Source organism: Streptomyces subrutilus, assembly GCF_008704535.1.
Classification (GTDB): domain Bacteria; phylum Actinomycetota; class Actinomycetes; order Streptomycetales; family Streptomycetaceae; genus Streptomyces; species Streptomyces subrutilus.
The window spans coordinates 3,249,007-3,260,851 of the sequence record NZ_CP023701.1 but is presented as its reverse complement, the minus strand read 5'-3'; the positions used below and the strand labels follow the sequence as shown (position 1 = coordinate 3,260,851).

Genomic DNA, 11,845 nt, shown 5'->3' with positions numbered 1-11,845 from the left:
GCCTAGTGCGTGGGTCGTAGCGGGCCGTTACGCCCGCCTCTATATACATCCGGCACCTGCCGAATTAGTGGAAGGATCGCCCATCATGGCGAAGCTCTCTCAGGACGACCTCCTCGCCCAGTTCGAGGGCATGACCCTCATCGAGCTCTCCGAGTTCGTGAAGGCCTTCGAGGAGAAGTTCGACGTCACCGCCGCCGCGGCCGTCGCCGTTGCCGGTCCGGCCGGCCCGGGCGCCGTTGCCGACGCCCCGGAGGAGCAGGACGAGTTCGACGTCATCCTCACCGGTGCCGGCGACAAGAAGATCCAGGTCATCAAGGTCGTGCGCGAGCTCACCTCCCTGGGCCTCAAGGAGGCCAAGGACCTCGTGGACGGCGCCCCGAAGCCCGTCCTGGAGAAGGTCGCCAAGGAGGCCGCTGACAAGGCTGCCGAGTCCCTCAAGGCTGCCGGCGCGGCTGTCGAGGTCAAGTAACACCTCCGGGGCCTCTGCGAGGCTCCGGCGAAGGGCGATCACCCGTAAGGGTGGTCGCCCTTTGGCGTACCCCGGGTGCCTGATTTGCCCTGGTCTCGTTGGGGAGTAGGGTGATCTTCGTTGCCCCGCGGCCGGGTCCGAAGATGATCCGCACGGAGCAGGGGGCCTTGACGAACGGGACGCGGCGCGCAATTCTCAGAGCCGTCGCCACCTCGGCCGGTCCGATCCGAGATCCGAGGCATGGATCGACTACGAAGAGGGCAGTACTGATACGCGCTCTGTGTACGAGGGCCGCACGCGTTGGACTACAAGGGGAAGGCCTGTTGCCGGTTTCCGGAAACCTGGTCTGGACATCAGTGAGCCAAGTGGCTACACTGACCCTTTGCGCTGCCTGTTAGCTGCCCCCTGCCCGTCGCCAGGGGCATGCCCACGCTTGAGCACACCTGATTGATCGTCCTGACCTGGTCCTTTCGGCCGGTTCGGGAGCGGCCGTCTTCTGTGTCTGCTGGGACCGGTACGCGCGTAGTGAGTCCGAGCCCTCGGAAGGACCCCCTCTTGGCCGCCTCGCGCAACGCCTCGACCAATACGAACAACGGTGCCAGCAGCGCCCCGCTGCGCATCTCCTTTGCAAAGATCAAGGAGCCTCTCGAGGTTCCGAACCTCCTGGCGCTGCAGACCGAGAGCTTTGACTGGCTTCTCGGCAACGCGGCCTGGAAGTCTCGCGTCGAGTCGGCGCTTGAGAGTGGACAGGACGTCCCCACCAAGTCCGGTCTGGAAGAGATCTTCGAGGAGATCTCGCCGATCGAGGACTTCTCCGGGTCGATGTCGCTGACCTTCCGCGACCACCGTTTCGAGCCGGCGAAGAACTCTGTCGACGAGTGCAAGGAGCGCGACTTCACGTACGCGGCTCCGCTGTTCGTCACGGCCGAGTTCACGAACAACGAGACCGGAGAGATCAAGTCTCAGACGGTCTTCATGGGCGACTTCCCGCTCATGACCAACAAGGGCACCTTCGTCATCAACGGCACCGAGCGTGTCGTCGTGTCGCAGCTTGTCCGCTCCCCCGGTGTCTACTTCGACTCCTCGATCGACAAGACGTCCGACAAGGACATCTTCTCCGCCAAGATCATCCCGTCCCGGGGTGCCTGGCTGGAGATGGAGATCGACAAGCGCGACATGGTCGGTGTCCGCATCGACCGCAAGCGCAAGCAGTCCGTCACCGTCCTCCTGAAGGCTCTCGGCTGGACCACCGAGCAGATCCTGGAGGAGTTCGGCGAGTACGAGTCCATGCGCGCCACCCTGGAGAAGGACCACACCCAGGGTCAGGACGACGCGCTGCTCGACATCTACCGCAAGCTGCGTCCGGGCGAACCGCCGACCCGCGAGGCCGCTCAGACGCTGCTCGAGAACCTCTACTTCAACCCCAAGCGCTACGACCTCGCCAAGGTCGGCCGCTACAAGGTGAACAAGAAGCTCGGCGCCGACGAGCCGCTGGACGCCGGGGTGCTCACCACCGACGACGTCATCGCGACGATCAAGTACCTGGTCAAGCTGCACGCCGGCGAGACCGAGACCACCGGTGAGTCCGGCCGTTCGATCGTCGTCGAGACCGACGACATCGACCACTTCGGCAACCGTCGTCTGCGCAACGTCGGCGAGCTCATCCAGAACCAGGTCCGCACGGGTCTGGCTCGTATGGAGCGCGTCGTCCGCGAGCGGATGACGACCCAGGACGTCGAGGCGATCACGCCGCAGACCCTGATCAACATCCGGCCGGTCGTCGCCTCCATCAAGGAGTTCTTCGGCACCAGCCAGCTGTCGCAGTTCATGGACCAGAACAACCCGCTGTCGGGTCTGACGCACAAGCGTCGTCTCTCGGCTCTGGGTCCCGGTGGTCTGTCCCGTGAGCGGGCCGGCTTCGAGGTCCGTGACGTGCACCCGTCGCACTACGGCCGCATGTGTCCGATCGAGACCCCCGAAGGCCCGAACATCGGTCTGATCGGCTCGCTCGCCTCCTACGGCCGCGTCAACGCGTTCGGCTTCGTCGAGACCCCGTACCGCAAGGTCATCGACGGTGTCGTCACGGACGACGTCGACTACCTGACCGCCGACGAGGAAGACCGCTTCGTCATCGCCCAGGCCAACGCCGGCCTGAACGACGAGATGCGCTTCACCGAGAACCGCGTGCTGGTCCGCCGCCGTGGCGGCGAGATCGACTACATCGCCGGCGACGACGTCGACTACATGGACGTCTCCCCGCGCCAGATGGTGTCCGTCGCGACCGCGATGATCCCCTTCCTGGAGCACGACGACGCCAACCGCGCCCTCATGGGCGCGAACATGATGCGCCAGGCCGTTCCGCTCATCAAGGCGGAGGCGCCGCTCGTCGGCACCGGCATGGAGTACCGCTGTGCGGTCGACGCCGGTGACTCGATCCGCGCGGAGAAGGACGGTGTGGTCCAGGAGGTCTCGGCCGACTACATCACCGTCGCCAACGACGACGGCACGTACACCACGTACCGCGTCGCCAAGTTCTCCCGCTCGAACCAGGGCACCTCGGTCAACCAGAAGGTCATCGTCAACGAGGGCGACCGGATCATCGAGTCCCAGGTCCTCGCCGACGGTCCCGCGACCGAAGAGGGCGAAATGGCCCTCGGCAAGAACCTGCTCGTGGCGTTCATGCCGTGGGAAGGCCACAACTACGAGGACGCGATCATCCTGTCGCAGCGCCTCGTACAGGACGACGTCCTCTCCTCGATCCACATCGAGGAGCACGAGGTCGACGCCCGTGACACCAAGCTGGGCCCCGAGGAGATCACCCGGGACATCCCGAACGTCTCCGAGGAGGTCCTCGCCGACCTCGACGAGCGCGGCATCATCCGCATCGGTGCGGACGTCGTCGCCGGCGACATCCTGGTCGGCAAGGTCACGCCCAAGGGCGAGACCGAGCTGACCCCCGAGGAGCGCCTGCTCCGCGCGATCTTCGGTGAGAAGGCCCGCGAGGTGCGCGACACCTCGCTCAAGGTCCCTCACGGTGAGATCGGCAAGGTCATCGGTGTCCGCGTCTTCGACCGCGAGGAGGGCGACGAGCTTCCTCCGGGCGTGAACCAGCTGGTCCGCGTCTACGTCGCCCAGAAGCGCAAGATCACCGACGGCGACAAGCTCGCCGGCCGCCACGGCAACAAGGGCGTCATCTCCAAGATCCTTCCGATCGAGGACATGCCCTTCCTGGAAGACGGCACGCCGGTCGACATCATCCTCAACCCGCTGGGTGTCCCGTCCCGAATGAACCCGGGACAGGTCCTGGAGATCCACCTCGGCTGGCTCGCCAGCCGCGGCTGGGACGTCTCCGGCCTGGCCGAGGACTGGGCCGAGCGGCTGAAGGTCATCGGCGCCGACAAGGTCGAGCCCGGTACCAACGTCGCCACCCCGGTGTTCGACGGTGCCCGTGAGGACGAGCTCGCCGGCCTGTTCGAGCACACCATCCCGAACCGCGACGGCGACCGCCTGGTCCTCCCGTCCGGCAAGGCGCGTCTGTTCGACGGCCGCTCCGGTGAGCCGTTCCCGGACCCGATCTCGATCGGGTACATGTACATCCTCAAGCTCCACCACCTGGTCGACGACAAGCTCCACGCGCGGTCGACCGGTCCGTACTCGATGATCACGCAGCAGCCGCTGGGTGGTAAGGCACAGTTCGGTGGCCAGCGATTCGGTGAGATGGAGGTGTGGGCGCTCGAGGCTTACGGCGCCGCATACGCCCTCCAGGAACTGCTGACCATCAAGTCCGACGACGTCACCGGCCGCGTGAAGGTCTACGAGGCCATCGTCAAGGGCGAGAACATCCCCGAACCGGGCATTCCCGAGTCCTTCAAGGTGCTCATCAAGGAAATGCAGTCGCTCTGCCTCAACGTGGAGGTGCTGTCCTCGGACGGCATGTCCATCGAGATGCGCGACACCGACGAGGACGTCTTCCGCGCGGCGGAGGAGCTCGGTATCGACCTGTCCCGGCGTGAGCCGAGCAGCGTCGAAGAGGTCTGACGGGCCTGACGGGGGGCTCACTCAAGAGCCCCCCGTCATCCCCGGGACCGTTCAGACCATGATTGAGACTCGACCCCGAAAGAGGGATTGACGCACAGTGCTCGACGTCAACTTCTTCGACGAGCTGCGGATCGGCCTTGCCACCGCGGACGACATCCGAACCTGGTCCCACGGCGAGGTCAAGAAGCCGGAGACCATCAACTACCGCACCCTCAAGCCCGAGAAGGACGGACTCTTCTGCGAGAAGATCTTCGGTCCGACCCGGGACTGGGAGTGCTACTGCGGCAAGTACAAGCGTGTCCGCTTCAAGGGCATCATCTGTGAGCGCTGTGGCGTCGAAGTCACGCGCGCCAAGGTGCGCCGCGAGCGGATGGGCCACATCGAGCTCGCCGCTCCCGTCACCCACATCTGGTACTTCAAGGGCGTCCCGTCGCGCCTCGGCTACCTGCTGGACCTCGCGCCGAAGGACCTCGAAAAGGTCATCTACTTCGCCGCGTACATGATCACGTTCGTCGACGACGAGCGCCGCACCCGCGACCTCCCGTCGCTGGAGGCGCACGTCTCCGTCGAGCGCCAGCAGATCGAGAACCGCCGCGACGCGGACCTCGAAGGCCGGGCCAAGAAGCTCGAGACCGACCTGGCCGAGCTGGAGGCCGAGGGCGCGAAGGCCGACGTGCGCCGCAAGGTGCGCGAAGGCGCCGAGCGCGAGATGAAGCAGCTCCGTGACCGCGCCCAGCGCGAGATCGACCGCCTCGACGAGGTGTGGGCCCGCTTCAAGAACCTCAAGGTCCAGGACCTGGAGGGCGACGAGCTCCTCTACCGCGAGCTGCGTGACCGCTTCGGCACGTACTTCGACGGCTGCATGGGCGCCGCCGCGCTGCAGAAGCGTCTGGAGTCCTTCGACCTGGAGGAGGAGGCCGAGCGCCTCCGCGAGATCATCCGTACCGGCAAGGGCCAGAAGAAGACCCGTGCGCTCAAGCGCCTCAAGGTCGTCTCCGCGTTCCTGCAGACCAGCAACAAGCCCAAGGGCATGGTTCTGGACTGCGTGCCGGTGATCCCGCCGGACCTGCGTCCGATGGTGCAGCTGGACGGTGGCCGCTTCGCGACCTCCGACCTGAACGACCTGTACCGCCGCGTGATCAACCGCAACAACCGCCTGAAGCGCCTCCTGGACCTCGGTGCCCCCGAGATCATCGTGAACAACGAGAAGCGCATGCTTCAGGAGGCCGTGGACGCCCTCTTCGACAACGGTCGTCGCGGTCGTCCGGTGACCGGTCCCGGCAACCGTCCCCTGAAGTCCCTCAGCGACATGCTGAAGGGCAAGCAGGGTCGATTCCGCCAGAACCTCCTCGGCAAGCGCGTGGACTACTCCGCGCGTTCCGTGATCGTCGTCGGCCCGCAGCTGAAGCTGCACCAGTGCGGCCTGCCCAAGGCCATGGCGCTGGAGCTCTTCAAGCCGTTCGTGATGAAGCGCCTGGTGGACCTGAACCACGCGCAGAACATCAAGTCGGCGAAGCGCATGGTCGAGCGCGGCCGCACGGTCGTCTACGACGTGCTCGAAGAGGTCATCGCCGAGCACCCGGTCCTGCTGAACCGTGCGCCCACGCTGCACCGCCTCGGCATCCAGGCCTTCGAGCCCCAGCTGGTCGAGGGCAAGGCCATCCAGATCCACCCGCTCGTCTGCACCGCGTTCAACGCGGACTTCGACGGTGACCAGATGGCCGTGCACCTGCCGCTCTCCGCGGAGGCGCAGGCCGAGGCCCGCATCCTGATGCTGTCCTCGAACAACATCCTCAAGCCGGCCGACGGCCGTCCGGTCACGATGCCGACCCAGGACATGGTCCTCGGTCTGTTCTTCCTGACCACCGACGGCGAGCTCCGTGACGTCAAGGGCGAGGGCCGTGCGTTCGGCTCGACCGCCGAGGCGACCATGGCGTTCGACAACGGCGAGCTCGCGCTCCAGTCCTCCGTCGACATCCGCTTCCCGGTGGGCACCATCCCGCCGCGCGGCTGGGTGGCGCCGGTCGCCGAGGAGGGCGAGCAGGAGTTCCAGCCGGGCGACAGCTTCCGGCTGAAGACCACCCTGGGCCGCGCGCTCTTCAACGAGCTGCTGCCCGAGGACTACCCGTTCGTCGACTACTCGGTGGGCAAGAAGCAGCTCTCCGAGATCGTCAACGACCTGGCGGAGCGCTACCCCAAGGTCATCGTGGCGGCGACGCTCGACAACCTGAAGGCGGCCGGCTTCCACTGGGCGACCCGTTCGGGCGTCACCGTGGCCATCTCCGACGTCGTCGTGCCCGAGGCCAAGAAGGCCATCGTCAAGGGCTACGAGGAGCTGGACGAGAAGGTCCAGAAGCAGTACGAGCGCGGTCTGATCACCAAGGACGAGCGCACGCAGGAGCTCATCGCGATCTGGACCAAGGCGACCAACGAGGTTGCCGAGGCGATGAACGCGAACTTCCCCAAGACCAACCCCATCTTCATGATGGTTGACTCGGGTGCCCGAGGAAACATGATGCAGATGCGACAGATCGCCGGTATGCGTGGTCTGGTGTCGAACGCGAAGAACGAGACCATCCCGCGTCCGATCAAGGCGTCCTTCCGCGAGGGCCTCACCGTTCTGGAGTACTTCATCTCCACGCACGGTGCCCGTAAGGGTCTGGCGGACACCGCCCTGCGTACCGCCGACTCGGGTTACCTGACCCGTCGTCTGGTGGACGTCTCGCAGGACGTGATCATCCGCGAGGAGGACTGCGGCACCGAGCGCGGCCTGAAGCTGAAGATCGCCGTCCGCGGCGAGGACGGCGTGCTGCGCAAGGCCGACGACGTCGAGACCTCGATCTACGCCCGCATGCTGGCCGAGGACGTCGTCATCGACGGCAAGGTCATCGCGCCGGCCAACGTCGACCTCGGTGACGTGCTCATCGACGCCCTGGTCGCCAACGGCGTCGAGGAGGTCAAGACCCGCTCGGTCCTGACCTGCGAGTCCGCGGTCGGCACCTGTGCCTTCTGCTACGGACGCTCGCTCGCCACCGGCAAGCTGGTCGACATCGGTGAGGCGGTCGGCATCATCGCCGCCCAGTCCATCGGTGAGCCCGGTACCCAGCTGACGATGCGTACCTTCCACACCGGTGGTGTGGCCGGTGACGACATCACGCAGGGTCTGCCGCGTGTCGTCGAGCTCTTCGAGGCCCGTACCCCGAAGGGTGTCGCCCCGATCTCCGAGGCCGCCGGCCGCGTGCGGATCGAGGAGACCGAGAAGACGAAGAAGATCGTCATCACGCCCGACGACGGCAGCGACGAGACGGCGTTCCCGATCTCGAAGCGCGCCAAGGTCATCGTGCACGAGGGCGACCACGTCGAGGTGGGCCAGAAGCTCACCATGGGTGCCACCAACCCGCACGACGTGCTGCGCATCCTCGGTCAGCGTGCCGTCCAGGTCCACCTGGTCGGCGAAGTCCAGAAGGTCTACAACTCGCAGGGCGTGTCGATCCACGACAAGCACATCGAGATCATCATCCGGCAGATGCTGCGCCGCGTGACGATCATCGAGTCCGGCGACGCGGAGCTCCTGCCGGGCGAGCTGGTCGAGCGGTCGAAGTTCGAGACCGAGAACCGTCGTGTGGTCACCGAGGGCGGTCACCCCGCCTCCGGCCGTCCGCAGCTGATGGGTATCACCAAGGCCTCGCTCGCGACCGAGTCGTGGCTGTCGGCGGCGTCCTTCCAGGAGACGACCAGGGTCCTGACGGACGCGGCGATCAACGCCAAGTCCGACTCCCTGATCGGCCTCAAGGAGAACGTCATCATCGGTAAGCTCATCCCGGCCGGTACGGGCCTCGCCCGCTACCGCAACATCCGAGTGGAGCCCACCGAGGAGGCGAAGGCCGCGATGTACTCGGCCGTCGGCTACGACGACATCGACTACTCGCCCTTCGGCACCGGCTCCGGCCAGGCCGTTCCGCTGGAGGACTACGACTACGGCCCGTACAACGGCTGAGGTTCGTGAACGCGTGACGGGAAGCCCCCCGCCGCTCCGAAAGGAGCGGCGGGGGGCTTCTCCGTTTCCGGCCGACGGCGCCGGTCCGGGGGGCCGCGGGCGGCGGTCAGTCGGGGCCGGTGCGCCCTCGGCGGCGGCGGAGGTGGGGTGTGGTGGCGGTGGTGGTGAGGAGGAGGGCGGCCAGGGCGGCGCCGGCCAGGCCGGGGGTGAGGCCGCGGGGGGTGAAGGTGCATGCGATGCGGGTGGTGCCCTGGGGGAGGGCTACCGCGAGGAGGCCGTGGAAGGGGCGCAGCGGGTGGTCGCAGTGCCAGCCCGGGACCGCGGTGGTGGCGATGACGGCCGTGCCGGTGGCGGTGGCGGGGAAGGCGGCCTCGACGCTGTGGCCGGTGGTGGTCGTGGTGGTGGCGCCCGTGGCGGTGAGGGCGGTGACGGCCCGGGTGAGGGCGGCGCGGTCGAGGCAGCCGAGGGGGTGGGGGGCGGCGGCCGCGCCGCGGGTGCGGACGGTGACGTCGACGCGGCCCGTGGCGGGGACCGGGCCCAGGGGGAGCACGCCGGTGGCGGGGCCGGCCAGGGGCCGGTCCGGGGCGGGGGCGGTGAGGGTGCCGGTGAGGGCGGGGGAGTACCAGAAGGCCTCGGTGCCGGGGGTGCAGCGGGCGGTGTAGGCCGCGCCGGCGGGGGTGGCGGTGCGGGTGACCGGGGGGACCGCGTAGACGGTGGCGCCCAGGACCTGCTCCTGGCGGGCGAAGACGCTGTCCGCCGGGTTCGGCGAGGTGTGGGGGGCGGAGCGGACGGTGACCAGGGGCGGGGCCGGGAAGCGTTGTCCGGTCCAGGTGCCCGGGGCGGTGCCGGGGCGGACGCGGGCGCCGATGGCGAAGATCGCGTCGAGCACCGGGTTGTCGGCGCCGAAGAAGGTGCGGCCGTCGTTCTTGTAGCCGTAGCCGAGCGGTTCGAGGGCGCGGTAGGTGGCCTCGGGGAGGTAGCTGCTGTAGTACTGCGGGCCCTCGGCGCGCAGGGCGAGCGCGTCGTTGTACGAGGTCTGGGGCGCGCCGGAGTCGGTCCGGTACGCGGGCCAGCCGTCCACCGCGCGGACGGCGGCGAAGTGGGCGCCGATGGACGGGCCGGAGGTCGCGGCCGGCTTCGCCCAGCGTTCGCGGGCGCGGCGGGCGTCGGCGTTGGCGGCGGCCGCGGTGGACTCGGCGAAGACGACGCCGACCATCAGCACGGCCGCCACGGGGACCAGGTACCGGCGCCGTTCGCCGAGCCCCAGCAGCACCAGCGCCAGCAGTGACAGCGCGCCGCCGCCCAGGACGGCGGGCCAGGTCCAGCCGCCGAAGTCGTCGGTGCGGCGCAGCGCGAAGGCGGCCGTCACCAGCAGGGCGGCGGCCAGGGCGAGGTGGAGCGGGCGCGGGCGGTGGGCCAGCGAGAGCCAGGCGACGATCACCAGCAGGCCGCTGAAGACGAAGGCCTCGCGGTACGGGTTTCCGTTGGGGACGGCCAGTCCGTGCCACGCGTACTGGGTGGGCGGGAACTGGAAGGACGCGAGGACGAGCAGGAGCGCCGCGGTCCACACCAGGCGGGTGCGCCGGGCGACGGCCGTGTTGAGGACGAAGGAGCCGGCGAGGATCAGGCCGAGCGAGGCCACGTACAGGCGCGGGCGGCCGCCCCACAGGTGGGTCGCGGGCAGCATGCCGGCCAGCAGGACGTCGATCCGTACGGGGTCGAACGAGGCCGCCCGGGTGGGCTGCGCGGCGCCGCTGGAGAGGAACGACGGCAGCAGGAACGGGAGGGTCAGGAGGACGCCGGTCGCGGCTGCCGAAGCGGCCCGGCCGGCGGCGCGCAGCCGGTGGGCCCGGGTGAGGTCGAGGGTGGCGAGGCGCACGGCGAGGAGGATGCCGGCGGCCATGGTCGCCATCATGGCGGTGTAGAAGTTGCCGTACCAGGCCAGGGCGACGAGCAGGGCCGCGGCGGGCCAGCGGCGTTCCTCGACGCACCACTCCACGGCGATGCCGAGCAGCGGGAGGGCGACCAGGCCCCACAGCCACATCGGGATGTACGAGGCGTCGCTGAGGGCCCAGCCGCACAGGCCGTAGCAGGAGCCGAGGACCGCGCGCTGCCACCACGGGCCGGGCTGCAGCCGGCCGAGGTAGGCGGTCATGAGGGCGGCGGCGGTGCCGAGGGTGAGCGGGGTGAGCGCGAAGACGGCGAGGTCGACGTGGGCGCGCGGGACGAGGACGACGAGCCAGGAGAACGGGTTGCCGAGGTACGTCGAGTAGTCGGACAGGAACTGCTGGCCGAAGCCGCCGCGCCAGGTGAAGAGGAGGTCGCCGGCGGCCTGTCCGTGGGCCAGGTCCCACAGGGCCCGGTGGAAGGGGACGTACTGGTTGGCCTGGTCGTTGACGGCGCGGCCGGTGCTGCCGAAGGGGTAGGCGCCGCGGGCGGCCCAGGCCGCGCAGAACGCGCCCGAGGTGACGAGGAAGGCGAGCAGCGGGCCGTGGAGGCCGCGCAGCCGGGGCGTGCGGCCGGGTGGCCGGCGGTCCGGGTCGGCGGGCGGGGCGTCGTCGACGCTGGTCGGCTCCGGGGCCACGGTGCCCAATGTGCTGCTCCCTGCTGGTCGGCGTCTCGCGCGGGGGGCGCGGGGGCAGTCGGCAGCTTAGGGCGGGGGCGGGGGGTGGTCGGGCAGGCCGGGGACGGTGGGTGTGGTGGGCGCGGTGCGGTGCGGTCGGGTTGAGGGGGTGGGGTGCTGCCGGGGACGGTGGGCCCCGGCAGCACCCCCGCGCCCGGCTAGCGGGTCATCTGCCAGGCGGTGATGATGACCGCCGCGACTCCGGCCAGGGCGGTCAGGCTCGCCAGGGGCCAGCGGGCGTGTTCCAGGGAGTCGAGGCGGGACTCGTGGTCGGCCAGCTGCCGGTCCGTCTGGTCACTGCGCTGCACGAGCAGGGCGAGCGAGCCGTCGACGCGGGCGAAGCCGGCCTCCATCGTGCCGCGCAGGCGCTCCAGTTCCACCGCCACGGAGAGCGGATCGGGGTCCGTCATGCGCGGTCGCCCTCCTCGCTCCCGGTGGCGCTTTCGGGGCGGGTGGCGAGGGCGAGGAGGTCGCGGTCCCGGTCGTACGGCCACTCCGTACGGAGCCAGCCGGGCAGGACTGCCTGGACGCCCGGCAGGGCCATCACACGGGTGAGCGCGCCGGCCGCGGCGAGGGCGCCGGCGACCCAGGGGAGGGTCGCGGGGAGGCCGGACGCGTCGATGACGGCGGGCAGCAGGACGGCCAGGGCGAGGGCCGTCTGGACAAGTGTGCGGAGGGTGCGTTTCGACGCGTCGGACATGCGGAGACCTTCTCTCGG

Annotated in this window: 6 protein-coding genes; 3 read left to right on the top strand and 3 right to left on the bottom strand. The window is 69.1% G+C overall.

Annotated elements, in window-relative coordinates; all coding sequences use genetic code 11:
* The first annotated feature begins 85 nt into the window (after positions 1 to 85).
* From rplL to CP968_RS14095, 3 genes are all read left to right on the top strand, one after another.
* Positions 86 to 469 (top strand): 50S ribosomal protein L7/L12, encoded by a 384-nt coding sequence (rplL, locus tag CP968_RS14110; protein WP_150518345.1) that lies wholly within the window; start codon positions 86 to 88, stop codon positions 467 to 469.
* A 555-nt stretch (positions 470 to 1,024) separates the two neighbouring features.
* Positions 1,025 to 4,507 (top strand): DNA-directed RNA polymerase subunit beta, encoded by a 3,483-nt coding sequence (gene rpoB / locus CP968_RS14100; protein WP_150518344.1) that lies wholly within the window; start codon positions 1,025 to 1,027, stop codon positions 4,505 to 4,507.
* Between the two features lie 97 nt (positions 4,508 to 4,604).
* Entirely contained in the window at positions 4,605 to 8,504 is a 3,900-nt protein-coding gene (locus CP968_RS14095) for a DNA-directed RNA polymerase subunit beta' (RefSeq protein ID WP_150518343.1), read from the top strand.
* A gap of 106 nt (positions 8,505 to 8,610) precedes the next feature.
* Here the strand turns inward: CP968_RS14095 and CP968_RS14090 are convergent, their stop codons facing one another.
* The 3 genes from CP968_RS14090 to CP968_RS14080 form a co-directional block, all read right to left on the bottom strand.
* Positions 8,611 to 11,088: a YfhO family protein gene (locus CP968_RS14090; protein ID WP_229886006.1), complete on the bottom strand. Its 2,478-nt coding sequence runs from the start codon at positions 11,086 to 11,088 to the stop codon at positions 8,611 to 8,613.
* A gap of 197 nt (positions 11,089 to 11,285) precedes the next feature.
* Entirely contained in the window at positions 11,286 to 11,537 is a 252-nt protein-coding gene (locus CP968_RS14085; protein ID WP_150518341.1) for a hypothetical protein, read from the bottom strand.
* Positions 11,534 to 11,827 (bottom strand): hypothetical protein, encoded by a 294-nt coding sequence (locus tag CP968_RS14080; protein ID WP_229886005.1) that lies wholly within the window; start codon positions 11,825 to 11,827, stop codon positions 11,534 to 11,536. Before CP968_RS14080 ends, CP968_RS14085 begins: the two co-directional genes overlap by 4 nt.
* Between the last annotated feature and the right edge of the window lie 18 nt (positions 11,828 to 11,845).

Bases quoted from the DNA above. Each gene is read 5' to 3' on its own strand.
- rplL (WP_150518345.1), top strand. From the start codon at position 86: ATGGCGAAGCTCTCTCAGGACGACCTCCTCGCCCAGTTCGAGGGCATG.
- CP968_RS14080 (WP_229886005.1), bottom strand. From the start codon at position 11,827: ATGTCCGACGCGTCGAAACGCACCCTCCGCACACTTGTCCAGACGGCC.
- CP968_RS14085 (WP_150518341.1), bottom strand. From the start codon at position 11,537: ATGACGGACCCCGATCCGCTCTCCGTGGCGGTGGAACTGGAGCGCCTG.